The 18,788-nt window shown below is 33.7% G+C and carries 23 protein-coding genes; 16 read left to right on the top strand and 7 right to left on the bottom strand.

Annotated elements, in window-relative coordinates:
* Positions 1-8: 8 nt before the first annotated feature.
* Positions 9-716, bottom strand: coding sequence for a 5-bromo-4-chloroindolyl phosphate hydrolysis family protein (locus tag BR43_RS01365; protein ID WP_034558683.1), 708 nt, complete (start codon positions 714-716; stop codon positions 9-11).
* A 255-nt stretch (positions 717-971) separates the two neighbouring features.
* Between BR43_RS01365 and BR43_RS01360 the strand changes: the two genes are divergently transcribed.
* The 4 genes from BR43_RS01360 to BR43_RS01345 are packed head-to-tail and all read left to right on the top strand — an operon-like array spanning position 972 to position 3,102.
* Positions 972-1,535 carry an NUDIX hydrolase gene (locus BR43_RS01360; RefSeq protein WP_034558681.1) on the top strand — a complete coding sequence of 188 codons (564 nt, stop codon included), beginning with the start codon at positions 972-974 and terminating at the stop codon, positions 1,533-1,535.
* A 17-nt stretch (positions 1,536-1,552) separates the two neighbouring features.
* A complete protein-coding gene (macP, locus tag BR43_RS01355; protein WP_425393625.1) occupies positions 1,553-1,795 on the top strand; it encodes a cell wall synthase accessory phosphoprotein MacP in 243 nt (80 codons plus the stop codon).
* 53 nt (positions 1,796-1,848) lie between these two features.
* On the top strand, positions 1,849-2,541 hold the full coding sequence (locus BR43_RS01350) for a 5'-methylthioadenosine/adenosylhomocysteine nucleosidase (protein WP_034558676.1): 693 nt from the start codon (positions 1,849-1,851) through the stop codon (positions 2,539-2,541).
* A 15-nt stretch (positions 2,542-2,556) separates the two neighbouring features.
* A complete protein-coding gene (locus tag BR43_RS01345; protein ID WP_034558673.1) occupies positions 2,557-3,102 on the top strand; it encodes a cysteine hydrolase family protein in 546 nt (181 codons plus the stop codon).
* Positions 3,103-3,176: 74 nt separating this feature from the next.
* Here the strand turns inward: BR43_RS01345 and BR43_RS01340 are convergent, their stop codons facing one another.
* The gene (locus BR43_RS01340) at positions 3,177-3,647 is read right to left on the bottom strand and encodes a GNAT family N-acetyltransferase (protein WP_034558671.1); all 471 of its coding nucleotides are present in this window, start codon (positions 3,645-3,647) and stop codon (positions 3,177-3,179) included.
* Positions 3,648-3,776: 129 nt separating this feature from the next.
* On the opposite strand from BR43_RS01340, the gene BR43_RS01335 reads away from it, so the two are divergent.
* The 6 genes from BR43_RS01335 to BR43_RS01310 all read left to right on the top strand — a co-directional run bounded on the left by BR43_RS01335 (position 3,777) and on the right by BR43_RS01310 (position 9,886).
* Complete coding sequence (locus tag BR43_RS01335; RefSeq protein WP_034558668.1) at positions 3,777-4,295, top strand: GNAT family N-acetyltransferase; 519 nt, start codon at positions 3,777-3,779, stop codon at positions 4,293-4,295.
* A gap of 119 nt (positions 4,296-4,414) precedes the next feature.
* Positions 4,415-5,029: an MptD family putative ECF transporter S component gene (locus BR43_RS01330; protein ID WP_034558666.1), complete on the top strand. Its 615-nt coding sequence runs from the start codon at positions 4,415-4,417 to the stop codon at positions 5,027-5,029.
* A gap of 37 nt (positions 5,030-5,066) precedes the next feature.
* Complete coding sequence (locus BR43_RS01325; protein WP_034558664.1) at positions 5,067-5,753, top strand: energy-coupling factor transporter transmembrane component T; 687 nt, start codon at positions 5,067-5,069, stop codon at positions 5,751-5,753.
* A gap of 22 nt (positions 5,754-5,775) precedes the next feature.
* Positions 5,776-7,254, top strand: a complete 1,479-nt coding sequence (locus tag BR43_RS01320) for an ABC transporter ATP-binding protein (protein ID WP_034558662.1) — start codon at positions 5,776-5,778, stop codon at positions 7,252-7,254.
* Between the two features lie 214 nt (positions 7,255-7,468).
* The gene (locus tag BR43_RS01315; protein ID WP_034558660.1) at positions 7,469-8,185 is read left to right on the top strand and encodes a gamma-glutamyl-gamma-aminobutyrate hydrolase family protein; all 717 of its coding nucleotides are present in this window, start codon (positions 7,469-7,471) and stop codon (positions 8,183-8,185) included.
* 45 nt (positions 8,186-8,230) lie between these two features.
* On the top strand, positions 8,231-9,886 hold the full coding sequence (locus BR43_RS01310; protein ID WP_034558658.1) for a peptide ABC transporter substrate-binding protein: 1,656 nt from the start codon (positions 8,231-8,233) through the stop codon (positions 9,884-9,886).
* A gap of 53 nt (positions 9,887-9,939) precedes the next feature.
* Here the strand turns inward: BR43_RS01310 and BR43_RS01305 are convergent, their stop codons facing one another.
* On the bottom strand, positions 9,940-10,389 hold the full coding sequence (locus BR43_RS01305) for a YueI family protein (RefSeq protein WP_034558656.1): 450 nt from the start codon (positions 10,387-10,389) through the stop codon (positions 9,940-9,942).
* A 231-nt stretch (positions 10,390-10,620) separates the two neighbouring features.
* Between BR43_RS01305 and BR43_RS01300 the strand changes: the two genes are divergently transcribed.
* The 6 genes from BR43_RS01300 (at position 10,621) to BR43_RS01275 (ending at position 15,910) form a co-directional block, all read left to right on the top strand.
* A complete protein-coding gene (locus BR43_RS01300; RefSeq protein WP_034559183.1) occupies positions 10,621-11,568 on the top strand; it encodes an ABC transporter permease in 948 nt (315 codons plus the stop codon).
* Positions 11,565-12,530 carry an iron chelate uptake ABC transporter family permease subunit gene (locus BR43_RS01295; RefSeq protein ID WP_034558654.1) on the top strand — a complete coding sequence of 322 codons (966 nt, stop codon included), beginning with the start codon at positions 11,565-11,567 and terminating at the stop codon, positions 12,528-12,530. The genes BR43_RS01300 and BR43_RS01295 overlap by 4 nt, the downstream gene beginning before the upstream one ends.
* Positions 12,531-12,532: 2 nt before the next feature.
* The gene (locus BR43_RS01290) at positions 12,533-13,291 is read left to right on the top strand and encodes an iron ABC transporter ATP-binding protein (RefSeq protein ID WP_034558652.1); all 759 of its coding nucleotides are present in this window, start codon (positions 12,533-12,535) and stop codon (positions 13,289-13,291) included.
* Positions 13,292-13,313: 22 nt separating this feature from the next.
* Positions 13,314-14,288, top strand: coding sequence for a siderophore ABC transporter substrate-binding protein (locus BR43_RS01285; protein ID WP_425393623.1), 975 nt, complete (start codon positions 13,314-13,316; stop codon positions 14,286-14,288).
* A gap of 121 nt (positions 14,289-14,409) precedes the next feature.
* Positions 14,410-15,045: a YktB family protein gene (locus tag BR43_RS01280; RefSeq protein ID WP_034558649.1), complete on the top strand. Its 636-nt coding sequence runs from the start codon at positions 14,410-14,412 to the stop codon at positions 15,043-15,045.
* 187 nt (positions 15,046-15,232) lie between these two features.
* On the top strand, positions 15,233-15,910 hold the full coding sequence (locus BR43_RS01275; protein ID WP_342668043.1) for a VIT1/CCC1 transporter family protein: 678 nt from the start codon (positions 15,233-15,235) through the stop codon (positions 15,908-15,910).
* 211 nt (positions 15,911-16,121) lie between these two features.
* Here BR43_RS01275 and BR43_RS01270 read toward each other — a convergent pair whose 3' ends face one another.
* The 4 genes from BR43_RS01270 to BR43_RS01255 all read right to left on the bottom strand — a co-directional run bounded on the left by BR43_RS01270 (position 16,122) and on the right by BR43_RS01255 (position 18,616).
* On the bottom strand, positions 16,122-16,835 hold the full coding sequence (locus BR43_RS01270) for a potassium channel family protein (protein WP_034558644.1): 714 nt from the start codon (positions 16,833-16,835) through the stop codon (positions 16,122-16,124).
* An 86-nt stretch (positions 16,836-16,921) separates the two neighbouring features.
* Positions 16,922-17,527 carry a 30S ribosomal protein S4 gene (rpsD, locus tag BR43_RS01265; protein ID WP_034558642.1) on the bottom strand — a complete coding sequence of 202 codons (606 nt, stop codon included), beginning with the start codon at positions 17,525-17,527 and terminating at the stop codon, positions 16,922-16,924.
* Between the two features lie 231 nt (positions 17,528-17,758).
* Positions 17,759-18,226 carry a GAF domain-containing protein gene (locus BR43_RS01260; protein ID WP_034558639.1) on the bottom strand — a complete coding sequence of 156 codons (468 nt, stop codon included), beginning with the start codon at positions 18,224-18,226 and terminating at the stop codon, positions 17,759-17,761.
* Between the two features lie 24 nt (positions 18,227-18,250).
* A complete protein-coding gene (locus BR43_RS01255) occupies positions 18,251-18,616 on the bottom strand; it encodes a hypothetical protein (RefSeq protein ID WP_245617791.1) in 366 nt (121 codons plus the stop codon).
* Positions 18,617-18,788: the final 172 nt, after the last annotated feature.

Here is an 18,788-nt window from a genome sequence, read left to right as displayed (position 1 = left end):
TTAAAAGACTAAAATTCGTTATTCTCAGTATTTTCGTTACTTTCATTATCTCTTTCAATTGCTTGCTTTGCAAGTTCAATCTCTAAATCCATGTTTTCTAAATCTTCAGCTTTAAAGGAAGCATAATCAACAGCAATTAGTTGGCACATTTCATCGATTGTCGAAGCACTTTTATCTAATACTTCAAAAGTTGTTTTATTTTTAACTTCATGATTACTGATTTCAATATATTTTTCAGTTAAATCAACCAGAGAAGGTAAGTGAGAGTATAAAAATTTGTCTACTTGATGTAAACGGCGAGGCTCATTTGTAATTTCTTTAAACAAAGCTTTTGTCAGTTGAATCGTATTATTACGTGATTCTATTGTTTTTAGTTTTGTTACTTGGTGCATGTTTTTTTCTAAAATTAAAATTTGATTTTTGGCTGTATTCATTGTTTCACGGAAGAATTGAGTTTCTTCTTTAGACATCCCTTCTTGAGATTGAGTTATGCGATGTAAGTCATCTGATATTTGTTGTTTAGCGGCCTTCTTTTTTTCTTGTTTTCTTTTACCGATTAAAAAGTAAAGAACAGTGCCAAGGAATAATGTTGCAAAAAGAGATGGACCAAAACCAATATCAAAAATTAAGATAAACACAAGAAAGGAGATCATACATAAAATACTAGTAAATGTATAGCTTAGAATCCCCCATATAGATTTTAGTAAATTTTTCATCTAAATCACTCCAATTGTTAGTTTTTATATAGTTTACGATTTGTGAGGTTTGCTTAATATAGTTCTATTTTAGCATAAAGAGGTGTCAAACAGATATGCGACTAAAGATGGATTTCTATCTACAACCTTTGTTTTTGAAAATTTTTTCCTTATAATGAAATTTTGACTAAAATATGGCATAATGAATTGTAAAAGAAGAATTTGAACGTTATGATTAAATGAATTATGGACTAACTAGGAATGAGGGATATTGGAATGGATTTTGAAGAAAAGACAGTGAAACGAGAGTTAATTTATCAAGGGAGTATCATTGATTTATTTTTAGAAGAGGTTCTATTACCCAATGGTCAAAAAGCCAAAAGAGAATTAGTTGAACATCCTGGTGCAGTTGCTATTTCAGCATTTACCAAGGATCAGAAGATGATTTTTGTTAAACAGTACCGTAAAGCGTTAAACCGAATTACTTTAGAAATTCCAGCTGGAAAAATTGATCGAACGGATCAAGACCCTCTTGATACTGCTAAACGTGAATTAGAAGAGGAGACCGCCTATCAAGCAGACAAATTTTATTATGAAACAAGTTTTTATACATCACCAGGATTTGCAGATGAGTTATTGCATTTATATATAGCGGAAGGATTGACAAAAGTAATCGATCCTTTGCCACAAGATGAAGATGAATTTATTGAACTTTATGAACTTACTTTTTCAGAAGCGTGGGCGGCATATGAAGCACAGGAAATTTGTGATGCAAAAACAGTTTATGCCTTGTTGATGTGGAAATTACGCTTATTAGCAGAGGAAAGTGAGGCTATTTAATAGTGTCAAAACCTGAAATGACTCGAACAGAGCTTAAACAGTTGAAAGAACAGGAAGAAAAAGAACGTAAAAAAAGAGATAAAGAACGTGTTCGTGTTGAAAAAGAGTATCAAAAGGAATTGGAAAAAGAAGGGAAAGTGACTAAAAGCCGTGTAATTGAGAATGAAAAAAGTCGTGAAACGGGCCGCTTTCTAACTAAGGCAATTATTATTGTCTCTCTTTTATTGGCAATTGTGTTAGCTATTGTCTTTTTAATTTAACTGAATAGTATAGAAGAAAAAATATTTTTGAAAAAGAATGGAGCTTATAAAGCATGAAAATTGGAATTATTGGTGCGATGGAAGAAGAAGTTTTATTGTTAAAAAGTAAAATGACTATTACAAAAGAGTGGTCTGAAGCAAAGGCTGATTTTATTGAAGGAACATTAGATGACATTGATTTGGTCTTAGTTCGTTGTGGTATTGGTAAAGTTAATTCGGCGATTACAACGACGTTACTGTTAGCGAATCATGATATTGACTTAGTGATTAATACGGGTTCTGCTGGTGGGATTGGAGCTGGTCTACACATTGGAGATGTGGTGATTTCTTCAGAAATGGCTTATCATGATGTGGATGCGACAGCCTTTGGTTATGTTGTTGGACAAGTGCCACAAATGCCACCGCGTTATGCAGCAAAAGTAGAAGTTGTGGAAAAAACAATGGCAGCTGCTAAAAAATCAGGATTAACTCCTGTAAAGGGATTAATTGTGACTAGTGATTCTTTTATTGCTAGTAAAGCACAAAAAGATTTAATTTTAAGTAATTTTCCAGATGCATTAGCCGCTGAAATGGAAGGTGCAGCAATTGCCCAAGTTTGCCATCAATTTGATGTGCCGTTTGTTATTGTTCGAGCGATGTCAGATGTCGCAGATGAAGAGGCTGGCGTTACCTTTGACGAATTTATTGTAGATGCTGGAAAACACTCAGCGAAGATGGTTTTAGAGTTATTAAGTAGTCTAAAATAAAAGGAGATGTTCTTTATGAAAGCTTTGCTATCGATTGATTATACCAATGATTTTGTTGCAGCGGAAGGCAGCTTAACAACTGGGGTTGCGGGACAAGTAATTGAGAAAGATTTAGTAAGGTTAACAAAAGAATTTATTGATGCAGGTGAATTTGTTGTGTTTGCAATTGATGGCCATGATAGCAAAGATCAGTATCATCCAGAGCAGAAATTATTTCCTCCACATAATTTAGTAGGGAGCCAAGGTAGAGAGCTTTATGGAAGCTTAGCAGCAGTTTACGAAAAGAATCAATCTAAATCAACAGTCTATTGGATTGACAAACGTCATTATTCAGCATTTAGTGGAACTGATTTAGACATTCGTCTGCGAGAACGTGGAATTACAGAAGTTCATTTAACTGGAGTTTGTACAGATATTTGTGTGTTGCATACAGCAGTAGATGCATATAATCTTGGCTATCAAATTGTGATTCATGAAAAGGCGGTTGCTAGTTTTGATCAAACGGGTCATGATTGGGCTTTAAAACATTTTAAACAATCTCTAGGGGCTACACTCCTGTAAAAAATAGAATGGCTAAATAGAAAAAGGAGAATCATTTCTATGTAGATAGAAAGATCCTCCTTTTTAGAGTGTAGTTAGATTCTTTTTTGTGCAATTTCGGTATACACTTGATAACCATATTTTTCATAGGTATGTTTAGCAATACCGTTATTTGGCCAGTAGTGTAGTTCAACATGTTGGATTTGATGCTCTTTAGCATAGTGATCGGCAAATTTTAGTAATTCTGTACTTAAGCCACGACCTTGATAACTAGGAAGAATCAAAATGTGATGCAAGTATAGGCGAGTATAGCCAAAACGATAAACACTTTCAGCAATCTCTTCTTCTTCCAACCATAAATAAGCTGCAATCGCATCTTGATTGTCATCATCTTGCCATAAATAAACGGCTTGTTTTGGATTTTTAAAATGTTCTATAAAACTAGCTGTGACAGCTTCAGTATCGTAAGGTTTAAAAAAATCTGGATAAAGTTCGATGTGTTTTTCTTGCATCACACGTCCTAATAAGCCCATTAATTTCGCATCTTTTGTTTCAATAATTTTCATATTAATCTATACTCCTTTAGTGATTTAGACTTTACCTTTGTTAGTTTACCATAGTTTAAATTTAACTGATGACAATGCTGAGAAATTTCAGTAATTTTTAACAAATTTTATGAAAGAGGATGAAGAGACATGATCCAAACAAAGAGATTAATGCTAGTTCCGTATCAAATAAGTTATCTGGAAGCAACCTTGTTAGGAGATGAAAAGTTAACGGAAGTTTCTGGTTTTCAAGTAGCAAAGCAATGGCCAGGAGTCGAATTTTTCTTTTATTTGCCATTTGTATTAGATGAATTAAAGTTAAATCCAGCGATGGAAAAATGGACATATTTAGTTATTTTAAAAGAAAATAATACAATTATTGGGGAAGTTAGTGCTCAAGGAAATCCCGATAAAACAGGGAGTGCTGAAATTGGGTACGGTATTGTGGATGACTATGGTGGATGTGGCTATGGGATGGAAGCAGCATCAGCTTTTATTCATTGGTTAGAAAATTATCCAATTCCGACAATTGTCGCAAAAACCTATCAAAATAATAAAAAATCACAACATATTTTGCAAAAGCTTGGATTTGTTAAAGCAAGGGAAGAACTTCTAGGTGGAGATGAGATTGTGTACCATTTTGAGTATGATTCTCAATTAAATAGATAGAAATTCTTGCTAATTTTCTATATAAACGCTATGATAATATGGTATTGAGCTTTTTAATTGTTTTTTTATTTAGAGGTCAGTTTACAATTAATATTAAGTGGGATGAGAGGAGAGAATACATGAAACAATCAACTAAATTAACGATTCGTGATCTAGTGACTATTGGAATTATGAGTGTTTTAATTATCTTTTTTGGTTTAATGGTTTCAATGGTTAGTCGAATTGCAACAGGAGGATTATCAATTATTATTTCTGGGGGAATTAGTGCCTTTTTTTGTGCCCCAATTTATATGCTATTATCATTTAGAGTTGCCAAACGTGGAGTTGCCTTTTTAAACGCGATTATTCGCTCTTTAATGTATGTTGTAATGGGTGTGCCACATGTTTTGTTAATTTTTATTCCTGCGGCTTTATTGGCAGAATTGGCAATGACACCTCCAGAAAAAAGCTATCATAGCTTAGGTCGAACAACTTTATCTTGGTCAATTTTTTCAACATTTAATGCGTTACATGGTCCTTTATTGTTTGTTATGTTAGGAGCAACTTATATGATGGAAAAAGCACCACATAGTCCAAGTGGAGAGCGATTAGCTTTAATGCTAGAATATTATTATAGTCCAATGTGGTTATTTGCTATTGGAGCATTAGGCTTTATCGGAGCTGCATTAGGCTGTTTAGTGGGATGGAAATTATTGCATAAGCATTTTGTGCCAGCAGGTACAGTAAAATTATAATGTTTAATATTTTTTGAAATCAGAGGAGATGACTAAGATGAAAGAAATTCAATTAGATGCACGAACAAAAACCTTAGTCGTCCTTGTCTCTGGTTTTTTTATTTTTGTAGTATCGGATGTAGGTTTGATAGTCTTGTTTCTTTTTTTATTAGGTTACAGCTACATAGCAGGTGAACGTAAAGTATTATTAGGAATTACAGCGGCTTTTCTATTTGTTTTATTCTTTCAACGTTTTGCATTTGGTTATGGGACATCTGTGATTATGGCAACAATTGCTTTTTTTGCTTATTTTGCAGTTCGTTTGATTCCGGTATTTATGGGAGGACTTATTTTATCAAAAACTCCACCTGGAGAGTTAATTGCAACATTGCAGAAATGCTATGTTCCTCGAGTTATTATTGTTCCCTTGGCAGTTGGATTACGTTTTTTACCAACGATTCGACAAGAAACAGCCACGATTTTAGATGTCATGCGTTTACGAGGAATTTATCCGACTGTGTGGAATATTTGGCGCCATCCTTTATTGACATTTGAGTATTTATTGGTTCCTTTGGTGATTCGTAGTTTAACTATTGCAGATGATATTTCAATGGCGGCAGTTACTCGTGGTGTAGAAAATCCAGCTCCAAGAAGTTCGTTACGAGCGATTAAATTTGGTCAGGCAGATTTTTGGGTACTGACAGGTTTAGTTAGTTTAGTTATTATATTGTTGATAGTGAACTAGTGTGGAAAGGACGGTAAAATAAATGATTGAATTAAATCAAGTTGAGTTTGCTTATCAAACCGCAGAACCACTTTTAGCAGGGATTGATTTAAAGGTGACAGCAGGGGAATTTATTTTATTAACAGGACCTAGTGGTGGCGGAAAAACAACACTAACTCGCATTATTAATGGATTGATTCCTTATTTTTTTGGCGGTGTACGAAAAGGTGAAGTAAAAGTTGCTGGACAGGAAATTTCTGAATTGAATTCTTGGGAGTTAGCTAGTCAAGTCGGAAGTGTTTTTCAAGATCCACGTAGTCAATTTTTTGCACCAATTGTAAAAGATGAACTGGCTTTTTTTTGTGAGAATTATGGACTTCCAACAGATAAGATTAGACAGCAAGTCCAACAGGCTAGTCATGAATTAGGAATTCAGCATTTACTTGAAAAACAAGTAATTCAATTATCAAGTGGTGAAAAGCAGAAGGTAGCGATTGCATCTATTCGAGTAGCGGACCAGCAAATTTATTTATTAGATGAACCGTCAGCGAACTTAGATAGTCAGGCAACACAAGAATTAAAACAAATTTTAACCAAATGGAAAGCAGCTGGACACACTATTGTGATTGCGGAACATCGTTTGTACTATTTAAATGAGTTAATTGATCGTAGTATTTATCTGCGTGATGGTGTTATTGAAAAGATATTTACTAAAGATCAGTGGGCGAATGTATCAAGTCAAGAATTAATAGAGTATGGCTTACGAAGTCCTGAATTAATGTGGCAGTCAGTTTCAACTATTACGGAAAAAAGAAATCAGAAGCCCAATTTTGTTATTGAGAATGTAACGGTTGGTTTTGGAAAACGACAACCAGCTGTTTTGAATAATCTGGATTTTACGTTACAAGCAGGTGAAATCGCAGCGATTATTGGTAAAAATGGTGCGGGAAAAAGCACATTAGCTAAAACCTTAACAGGCTTATTAAAAGAAAAATCAGGTACCTTTAGTTACTTAGGGAAATCGATTCCTGTGAAAAAACGTAGTAAAGTCGCCTGGTATGTAATGCAAGAAGCTGATTTACAATTATTTTCAGCTAGTGTTTTAGAGGAACTTCTAGTTGGACAAAAGAAAACATCAGAAAAGTTAGCACAAGCAGAGGAATTGTTAAAAGAACTAGGATTGTGGAAATATCGCAAACGGCATCCTGCTTCCTTGTCAGGAGGACAAAAGCAACGTTTAACGATTGGGGTAGCCTTGATGCAAGAAACCCCATTAATTATTTTGGATGAACCGACTGCTGGATTAGACGGTGCTAATTTGATCAAAATGGTACAAGTAATAAAAAAAGCAGCTGGAAAAGGAACTACATTTTTAATTATTAGTCATGATTTTGAATTGTTAAACTACGCCGTTGAACGAATTTTGTATTTTAGTGAAGGACTATTAATGAAGGACTATTTGTTAAATGAAGGAACCTCTTCGCAAGTGTTAGCTAATATGTTAGGTGAAAATAATCGCTAAGTTAAGTGGCGATTATTTTTTATTTAATTTTAAAGTAGTCAAATAATTGTCACAATTAAAAAGGTATCTAAAAAAATGAAAACAAAATAATGTTTTTATTGCAAGGCTTAGTGATACAATCTTATTAATTGTAAGTTTACCTTGCGTAAAAAGACTGTTGGATGTAAAATAGGCAAATGTATAATTAAAAAATAATGAGAAAAGGTGGGGTTGGATGATTGGAATTTCTAGTAATTTATTAACAACGCCACTACCAGATACAATTACAAACCAACGGTATCATCTGAGTACAGATTACATTCGTTCGGTTGTTGATGCAGAGGGCTTACCAATAATTTTGCCACAGTTAAAGCCGACTGATGCAGAAGCAATTATGAATCAATTAGATGGTTTAATTTTATCAGGAGGATTGGATATTAGCCCGACAATGTACCAAACGGATATGTGTTCAACCAGGATTACTTATTCACTTGAACGAGATCATTATGAGCTTGCTTTGTTACAAGCAGCTATCGCTCAAAATAAACCTGTATTGGGGATTTGCCGTGGAGCACAATTAATCAATATTGCTTTTGGAGGAGATTTAATTTTGGATATTAAGGATAAGTTTCCAGAATCATCAATAGAGCATATTCAAAATAATGAACCAGATGAGGCTAGTCACTTGGTGGAAATTCAAGAAAATTCAGGTTTACATCAGGTGAGTCAAACGTTAGCATTAAAGGTCAATTCGTATCATCATCAAGTTATCAATCAAATTGGAGAGGGGTTAATTGCTACTGCTTGGTCTGAAGATGGTTTAATTGAGGCGATTGAATATCCTACAGCTAAATTTTTAGTAGGTGTCCAATGGCATCCTGAAATTATGAGTATCACTGATTCAGCTAGTCGTGAACTTTTTAGAACATTTGTAGCAGCAACAAAAAAGTAATGTAAGTGATAGAAAAATAGTTTTGATAGATAAAGGAGGAGAATAATGAATAAGAAAATGGGCATTGGTTTAGTAGCAGTATTAATGGGAATGGTTTTGGTCGCTTGCGGTGGAAATAACGGTAGTCAAAATGCTGGACAAACATCCAATCAAACAACAATTGAGAAAAAGCAAGAAATTACGGTCACAACTACTGCTGAGCTAGCGACATTAGATAGCGGACTATATACAGATGTTGTGAGTTCAGATGCAATTGGTCAAATTTTTGAAGGCCTATACCGTATTGATAAAAATAATGATGCGGAGTTAGGTATTGCAGCTGTCGAACCAAAGGTAAATGAGGCTAAAACGGTCTATACATTTACGATTCGTGATTCAGCTAAATGGTCTAACGGAGATCCCGTAACAGCAGCAGATTTTGTTTATGCCTATCAAAAAATTGTTGATCCAACAACAGGTTCACAAAGCTCAAATCAACTAGATATTTTTGCAAATGCAGTTGCGATTCGCAATAATGAAAAGGATAAATCTGAGCTAGGAGTCAAAGCGCTAGATGATAAAACATTAGAGTTAACTCTAGCGAGTCCGGTACCGTATTTAGCAAAATTATTAACTGGAACGCCATTTTATCCACAAAATAAAAAAATGGCAACGGAATTAGGTACAAAATATGGAACCAATAGTGAATCTGTTATTGGGAATGGTCCATTTTTGATTTCCAACTGGGAAGGTACTAACCTAAACTGGACATACACTAAAAATAAAAATTATTGGGATGCAGAAAATGTAAAATTAGAAAAAATTGATGTTGAAGTGTCAAAAGAAACAGCTACAGGTGCTAATTTATTTGATGGTGGCGATGTTCAATATACTGGCTTAGCCGATGAATTTATCCAAAAATATCAAGGTGAAGAAGCATATCATGCACAGCCCAAAGCGCTGATTGGTTACTTAGGTTTTAATACTGCAGGGAAAAATACGGACAATGTTCATTTGCGTAAAGCTTTGGCATTAGCTTTTGATAAGGAAGCATATACCTCAGGTGTTTTAATTGATGGATCTAAGCCTTTAAATGGCTATATTCCAGCTGAGTTTGCTAAGGATCCAGCAAATAATAAGGATTTTCGGAGTGAAAATGGGAACTTGATGGCTTATAATCCAAAAGAAGCTAAAATTGAGTGGGAAAAAGCCAAGTCTGATTTAGGGGTAACAACTTTAACATTAGAGCTTTTATCTTCTGATGCGGGTTCTGCTAAGAAAACAGTAGAATTCTTACAGGATCAATTTCAAGAAAATTTACCAGGGTTGAAGATTAATCTAAAAAGTGTGCCTTTGAAAAATCGTTTAGCTTTAACAACTGCAGGTGATTACGATGTTTTCTTTGGAACTTGGACGCCTGATTATGCAGATCCAATTAATTTCTTAGAAGTCTATCAATCGGATGGCGGATTAAATTTTTCTAAATATAATAGCCCAGTTTATGATACTGGGATTGCTGAAGTGAAATCAACTTTTGCAACAGAACCAGAAAAACGTTGGAATAAAATGCGAGAATTAGAAAAACAATTGGTTGAAAAAGATGCAGCGATTGCGACTGTTTATCAAGGTGCTCAAGCATACTTGTTAGATCCAAAAGTGAAGGGACTTCAAGTTCTACCATTTGGTCGAACTGTTTCTTATCGTTTGGCTGAGGTAAAATAAGAAATAAAAAAGCTAGCGAAAAAATTTTTTCGCTAGCTTTTTATCTTATTAGGTTAGGAGAAGAAACGTTTGAAAAATGTTTTTTTATCTGCTGTTTTGGTGTCACATTCCGATGAATCTGGTGCTGGATATTTTTCTGCTACATCAATACAGCTCTCATTGACAGCATTCTCAGCAACATAGAGTAAACCAATCGAACTTTGTTTAGCAAATTGATTGGTTACAATTGTGAATTTTATAGAGTCACCACTACATAATTTTAAATAAGGTCCCAATATTCGATTGTCAACTTCTCCATTAAGTAAAACTTGACCACTAGGATGTTTTTTGAATTCTGCTTCTAATGCATCCAAATAATTATGGGAGCTTAATTCTTCAATTGTCATGGATAGGTAAACTCGCTCTCTTAAACTTCCTAGAAACTTATTTCGTTCTTCGGGTTTTATTTGAGGAGCACCATATAATCCACTGGATAGGCGATCTTCTAACTCTTTTTCGCTCATTATAAACCCAACTTTCATTTTAGTATAATTAAATTCATTATAGCATAAGACATTGAAGAAGAGAAATATCTAAATTTGATTAGAAGAATATTTTCTGAAAACTCTTGCATTTGTTAAGGAAATTGGGTAAACTTATTCGTGAGATTGAAAATCATTCTCAATTAGAGAGTGGCTTAAAAAATAAATATTCTTTGGAGTGACTATTGTTAAGAATGGGAGAGGAAGTCTTTGATTAGAAAGGGGTTATGGATTGGTACATTGGTGCTAATTGGACTAATTTCATTATTTGTGGGAATCCAAGATATCTCACCAAATGAAATTTTGAATCTAACTGAAAATCAACAATTAGTTTTATTTAGCACACGAATTCCTCGAACAATTAGCTTAATATTAGCTGGTTCAACGTTAAGTATTTGTGGTTTAATTATGCAACATCTAACCCAAAATAAATTTGTATCTCCAACAACAGCGGGAACAATGGACAGTGCTAGAATTGGTATCTTAGTTTCGATGCTGTTCTTTACAGATGCAACGATGCTTCAAAAAACGATGATTGCTTTTTTGTTTGCTTTAGCCGGGACAGTTGGTTTTATTTTTCTTGTAAATCAATTACAAGTTAGAAATGTTGTGATGGTTCCTTTAATTGGTATGATGTTTGGCAGTATTTTAGGTTCAATTGCTACGTTTTTAGCTTATCAGAATAATTTAGTTCAAAATATTTCTTCATGGTTGCAAGGGAATTTTTCTTTGGTTACTCGTGGAAATTATGAATTGATGTATGTTGCGGTACCTTTAATGATCGTAGCATATGTGTATGCAGATTATTTTACTATTGCTGGTTTAGGAAAAGAGGTTGCAACTGGAATTGGTGTTAACTATCAATTGGTTCAATTTGGCGGTATTTTAATTGTCGCGTTAGCTTCGTCAGTTGTGATTTTAACTGTTGGAAGTTTGCCTTTTTTAGGAGTAGTAGTTCCTAATTTAATTGCTTTAGCTCGTGGAGATCATTTGAAAAATACCTTAGGAGAAACGGCTTTGTTCGGTGCAGTGTTCTTACTTATTTGCGATATTATCAGTCGCTTAGTGATAGCTCCATATGAAGTGTCTGTTAGTTTGATTGTTGGAATTATCGGTAGCTCTATTTTTATCTACCTCTTATTGCGAGGTGGGGGAAAATGAAGCAAAAGCAAATAAATTGGTATTTGAAGTTACTTTTACTAGTTATAGCAGTGATTGGCTTATCGACAGTATATATGGTTGTAGAAAGCGGTGGAAATTGGTCTTATATTTTACCTTTACGAAGCAAAAAATTACTGGCTTTTTGTATTGTCGGTATTTGTACGACAGTAGCTACAATTAGTTTTCAAACATTGGCACAAAATAAGATTCTAACACCAAGTATTTTAGGTTTAGATTCACTGTATGTGCTGTTTCAAACAGTTAGCTTATTCGTTTATGGTAGTAGCCATTTAATGATACAGGATAAACAAATCAATTTTATGATGAGTGTTGGATTAATGTTAGTGGCAAGTTTATTTCTATATCAATTCGTTTTTAAGAAATATAGTAGTAACTTGTATTTATTAATGATGGTTGGAATGATTGCAGGAACATTTTTTAGAAGTATTAGTACATTTTTGCAAGTGTTAATGGATCCAAATGAATTTGATAAGGTTCAAGGAAAATTATTTGCTAGTTTTAATAATGTTGATGTGACACTATTGGGGATTACAGTCGTCATTGGAGTCATTGTTTTAGTTTTATTGTTCAGTCAAGCGGCGCATTTAGACGTTTTACAATTAGGGCGCGATCAAGCTGTTAATTTAGGGGTTAATGTGGATCGTGTAACTATGCAAGTTTTACTATTGGTATCAGCATTAACCGCTATTTCAACAGCATTAATTGGCCCAATTACTTTTTTAGGATTCATGGTAGCTAATTTAACATATCGGATTTTTCAAACGTATCAGCACCACTTATTATTTGTTGGTGGTAGTTTGTTAAGTATGGTGGTCTTAATTTTAGGACAATTACTAGTTGAACGAATTTTTCATTTAACAACTACCCTAAGTGTAGTTATTGAATTTTTAGGCGGTTGTTATTTCATTTATTTATTAGTCAAGGAAAGGAAAAGGGGATAAGTATGCAAATCAAAAATGTATCAAAATCATATGGCAACAAGCAAGTTATTAGTGAAATTACGCTCCCAATTAAAGAAGGCGCGATTACAGCATTTATTGGACCAAATGGAGCTGGGAAAAGTACGTTATTATCAATGATGAGCCGGCTTATCCCGAAAGATACGGGTTCCATTTACATTGATGGTGGCGAAGTGAAATCTTGGAAACAAGATGAATTAGCTAAAAAACTTTCTGTGTTAAAGCAATCAAATGCTTTTAATTTAAAATTAACGGTTCGTGAATTAGTTGCGTTTGGCCGTTTTCCGTATTCCAAAGGCCGATTAAAAGAAGAAGACCAAGTAAAAATCAATGAGGCGCTGACCTATTTAGGTTTAGTAGATTTAGCTGAGGAATATGTAGAAACGTTATCTGGTGGTCAATTACAGCGTGCGTACATTGCGATGGTATTAGCCCAAGATACAGATTATATTTTGTTGGATGAACCTTTAAATAACTTGGATATGAATTATGGTGTTCAAATGATGAAAACATTGCGTCGTTTAGTAGATGAATTAGGTAAAACGATTGTTTTGGTCATTCATGATATTAACTTTGCAGCGAGTTATGCTGATGAAATTGTGGCAATGAAAAATGGGCAGATTTTTGCATCTGGTGAAACATCAGAAATGATGACTAAAAAAGTTCTAGATCCCTTATATGAAATGGATATTCGTATTTGTGAAATTGAAGGAAAACGGTTTTGTTTATATTTTAGTGAATAACAATTAAAAGGAGTGTTGGATTTTGAAAAAGAAAATTACATTAAGTATGTGTTTAGTTGCGTTTGCGTTGGTGGTTGCAGCATGTGGGGCAACCGGAACAGATAAGAAAGACGCTAGTTCAACAGCTAACTCAAGTTCAAAAACAATTGAAGCAAAAACGGTTAAAGTGAAAGATGAAAATGGTGAAGTAGAAGTTCCAAAAAATCCTCAACGTGTAGTGGTTTTTGATATGGGAATGTTAGATACAATTAATGCATTAGGTGAGGGAGACAAAGTTGTTGGAGTAGCCAAAGATAATTTACCAAAGTATTTAAGCAAATTCAAAGAAGATAAATTTGAATCAGCTGGTGGAATTAAAGAGCCAGATTTTGAAAAAATTAATAGCTTAAAACCAGATTTAATTATTATTTCTGGTCGTCAAAGTGATGCACTTGAAGAATTACAAAAAATTGCTCCAACCCTTTATTTATCGACAGATAGTTCTGATATTTGGAACTCAATTCAAAAAAATGTTTCTACAATTGGAACGATTTTCGATAAATCAGATGACGCGAAAAAACAATTAGATACATTGTCTGATAAGATTGCAACGGTGAATAAAAAAGCGAGTGGTTCGGATGTAAAAACCTTAACTGTTTTATTAAATGAAGGCAGTTTATCTGCATATGGAAAAGGTTCACGTTTTGCTATTTTAAATGATGTTTTTGGCTTTAAATTAGCCGATGAAACCATTAAATCCTCAACTCATGGTCAATCTGTAACCTATGAATATATTTTAGAAAAAGATCCGGATGTTTTATTTGTTATTGATCGTACGAAAGCTATTGGAGGAGACACTAGTAAGAATGGTTTGACTGATAACGAATTGGTTCAAAAAACAAAAGCAGCTAAAAATGATAAAATCGTTATGCTAAGTTCAGATATTTGGTATTTATCTGGTGGCGGGTTAGAGTCAACTAAGTTAATGTTAGATGAAGTGAGTAAAGTAGTAGAATAAACTGAAATGAAAAGTTCTGATTTAGCTATTTAGATAGGTATATCAGGCTTTTTATTTATTCATAATTTAAAGGAATTATGTTAAACTAAAGAGGCAGTTTTTTAGATTGGAGCGAAAATTAATGAATAATACAACATTTACACAAGAAGATTTTGATGTATTTAAAATAGAAGGCTTAGAAAATCGAATGGCAGCTATTCGAGAACAGATTCAACCTAAATTTCGTGAATTAGCAACGATGTTTGCAGCAGATTTAGCAGTAGAATTAAATGAAGAGGAACCTTTATTCGTTCATATTGCACAGCATATCCGGCGCACTAAAAATGCACCAGCAGATACATGGTGCGCTATTGGTGGTGATAAACGTGGATATAAAAAATACCCTCACTTTCAATTAGGTATTTATGAGGATCATTTGTTTATTTGGTTAGCATTTATTGATAATCCTCGATATGAAAAGGAGATGGCGCAAACTTTATTGCAGAATCAAGCTTTGTTTGCTGATATCCCAGAAGATTATGTGGTGTCTCTAGATCATCATTTTCCTACCGTGACTCCGATTAAGGAAGTTGACTTAGAAAAAGGATTAACTCGATGGCATGATGTGAAAAAAGCTGAATTTCTGATTGGACGTGAAATTTGGTCTGATGCAGCTATTTTAGCTGATCCTAACGCAACTCAGGCTTTTATCTTAACAACATATAAAACGTTACTTCCAATTTATCAGGCAGCCTATACTGCCTGTTTAACAGATTAATTAAACAGTTTTCAGCAGGAGATTTCTATGCTGAAAACTGTTTTTTCTTTTTTATGTAAAAAAATTGAGAAAATGATACCGTTTTAGATAAAGAATAAAAATTGTAAAATTGACTTATTGGGTTTATAGTAGAAAAGTAGCAAGGAAACGGCAGTCAAAGGTGAATGAATGAGAAGAGGAGACTATTTTGAAAAAACAAAGTGTTAGTCAACAATTGAATGTATTACGTGCTGGGGTTTTAGGTGCGAATGATGGGATTGTTTCAGTTGCGGGGATTGTTATTGGTGTGGCAGGAGCAACGGCAGTTACTAGTACGATTTTTGTTTCGGGTTTGGCTGGGCTAGTTGCTGGAGCTTTATCAATGGCTGGAGGAGAATATGTTTCTGTTAGCACTCAAAAAGATACTGAAAAAGCCATGATTGAAAAGGAAAGATTAGAATTAAAAATCAATTATCAAGGAGAAGTTGAAGAGTTAGCTCAACTTTATGTGGAGAAAGGGCTATCTAATGAATTAGCGCTACAAGTGAGTCAAGAATTGATGGAAAAAGATGCCTTAGAAGCTCATTCAGAAGCGGAATTAGGATTAAAATTAAATGATTATGCGAATCCTTGGCAGGCAGCCTTATCTTCAATGATTTCTTTTTCATTGGGGGCGATTTTACCATTGTTGGCAATTACGTTGCTTCCAGAATCAATTAGAATTTATGGAACTTTCTTGATTGTTTTAGTTGCTTTAGCGATTACTGGTTATACAAGTGCATATTTAGGGAAAGCACCTCAAAAACCAGCAATTGTACGAAATGTGTTGGTTGGGATGTTAACAATGATTGTAACGTATTTAGTGGGACGTTATACAGGGGCATAGAGTGCAAACTTCAATTCAAATTAAAAAAACTAATGAAACCAATAGTTGAAAGAATTTGGTTCATTAGTTTTTTTGTTCTGTTTTAGTTGGTTTTTTAAGAATCTAGTAAAGAGGATTTGTTAGGATAGTTCGTTCAAGACTTGGTAAGGATATATTATCAAGTCTTAAAAACTATAGTGAGTGTTATAATTATTATCGAAATAGATTCCTTTTAGTTTTCTTTTTTTTCAAGTTTTTCTACTTTTTCAATAAGAAAATCAATTTTTTTATGGAGAGCATCAATTTCATCCTCTTTTTTATTTTCAACAGTAAAATAGCTAGTAATTGAACTGGTTAACATACCGATAAAACCAATGCCAAGGAACATTAATAAAATAGCGACCAGTCTACCTAGAGGTGTAGAGGGAGAAATATCACCATATCCGACAGTTGTAGCAGTGGCCATAGCCCACCATAATGAATCAGTTAGAGAAACATTTTCCGCGATTGAATAAATAATAGATGAAAAGATTAAAAGGAAAATACTGATATAGATTAGGTAAACTAATCCATTTGTGTGCAGAAATTTCTTAGAGTTTTTTTGAAGTTTTCCGGTGATGCCAACTAGTCTAGTTAGTCTTAGAATTTTTGTTAATCGAGCAATTCTAAAAATTCGACTCATTCTAAAGAAAGAGAATAATGAATTGAAAGGAATAATGGCAAGTAGGTCAAAAATATTTAATTTAAAAAACTGGATTTTATTATCAGAATTCAGAAAACGGATTAAATAATCAACTGCAAAAATGATCAAAATAGTTGAATCTATTTGTAAAAAAGGAAAGACAGTCATATTTATTATTGATGCAAAATCTAGAATGACTAAGATGATGGAGATGCTAGCTAGAATAATAATTAGTGGTTCATAAAGTTTTTTTAATTTTTCCATATTCAGTCCTCATAGTATGATGAATTTTTCAACAAAGAAAAAACCATTCAATTTCAAAAATTGAATGGTTTTTTTAAATCTAAAGATTAACGGTTATAGAACTCAACGATGAATGACTCATCAATTTCAGCATATAACTCTTCACGTTCTGGTAAACGAGATAGAGAACCTTCAAGTTTTTCAGTATCGAAAGTAATGAAGTCAGGACGACCAAATAGACCTTCAGCTGCAGACTTGATGATTTCCATGTTTCTAGATTTTTCACGAACAGAGATTACTTGACCAACTGCAACGTGGTAAGATGGAATATCAACACGTTTGCCATCTACTAAAATATGACCATGGTTTACTAATTGACGTGCTTGACGACGAGTAGTAGCAAGACCTAAACGGTAAACAACATTATCTAAACGTTGTTCTAACAGGATCATAAAGTTAACCCCGTGTTTACCTTCTTTAAGTTTGCCAGCTTTAACGAACAAGTTTTTAAATTGACGTTCGTTCATGCCGTACATGTTACGTAATTTTTGTTTCTCTTGTAATTGCATACCATATTCAGAGATTTTCTTACGGCTGTTTGGACCATGTGGACCTGGAGCGTAAGGGCGACGTTCGATTTCTTTACCTGTTCCTAAAAGTGAGATACCTAGACGGCGTGACACTTTCCAACTTGGGCCTGTATAACGTGACATAATAAAATTCCTCCAATAAATAAATGTTTTTTGGAGTAAAATAATAAGTTGAGAGTTCAGTATTTCGTGCAGTTTATTATTTCAATCTTCACCTTTGCAGCCGCAGGTTACGCAATTGCACCAACGAATTGGCAATAAACTGTTGACGTGAATACCACTTTCACGCTGCATTATTTTACACAATGACTAGTATACCGCATTTGATAGTGTGCAGTCAATCTAATCTTCTGATTATAACGAAGTATTTTTTAATAAAATCTGAACAAACTGCTCTAAATGAAATTGATCGTCTTCATCAAAACGATTTTTAATCGGTGCGTCAATATCTAAAACACCAATTAATTGATTCCCTCTGAGCAATGGGATCACGATTTCTGACTGACTTTGAGCATCACAGGCGATATGTCCAGCGAATTGGTTTACATCGGGGACAATTAGCGATTTCTTAGTTTCAAAAGAAGTACCACACACTCCGCGTCCAACAGGAATACGAATACAAGCAACATTACCTTGGAAAGGTCCTAGAACGAGTTCTCCGCTAGTAGGTTCTAGTAAATAAAAGCCTGCCCAATTGATTTCTTTTAAATTTGTAAATAATAACGCAGCAGCATTACTTAGATTGGCTATTAAATTAGTTTCGTCTCCAATAATGGCATCTAATTGTGCATTAGTTAATTTATACTCACTTGTTTTTGTCATGAAGTATAGCCCCCTAAAATTTAATTATTTTTGTGCGTATTCAATAGTTGGTTGATCTTGTTCTAATTTCACTTGTTTTTTTCCTGTAGCTGTCCAGGCAATTTTTCCATTGGCGATAAATTTCCCGATTTCTCCACCATTATCAACATTGAAACGTACAAATAAAGAATCAACACCAGCTTTTTTTTCTTTTTTTTGTAAGATTTTGAAAATATTTTCAATGTCTTTTTTATCATTACTAAAAACTAAAACACGTAGGAAAGTTTGTGAACCTTCTAAAGTTGATTTACTGGAAACAGTATACGTAGCACGACGGACTTGATCTTTTTGATTCAGTTTATATTGACTATAACCAAATAAACTTAAACTAATTAGCAAGATAAATCCCATTTTTTTATAAAACTTTTTTGAAGTTAATTTATGCAATCTGATGGCTATAATGAATAAAAATAAACAAAATAGCAATCCTAAAATTCCGATAACTTTTAATAATAGTAGCATATTTTTCTCCTTTTTAGTCAAGTTCCAACAATATAATAGAAAAATAACTTGATTTGAATGA

The organism is Carnobacterium gallinarum DSM 4847, assembly GCF_000744375.1.
GTDB classification, from domain to species: Bacteria; Bacillota; Bacilli; order Lactobacillales; family Carnobacteriaceae; genus Carnobacterium; species Carnobacterium gallinarum.
This window is presented reverse-complemented; position numbering and strand designations above follow the sequence as displayed.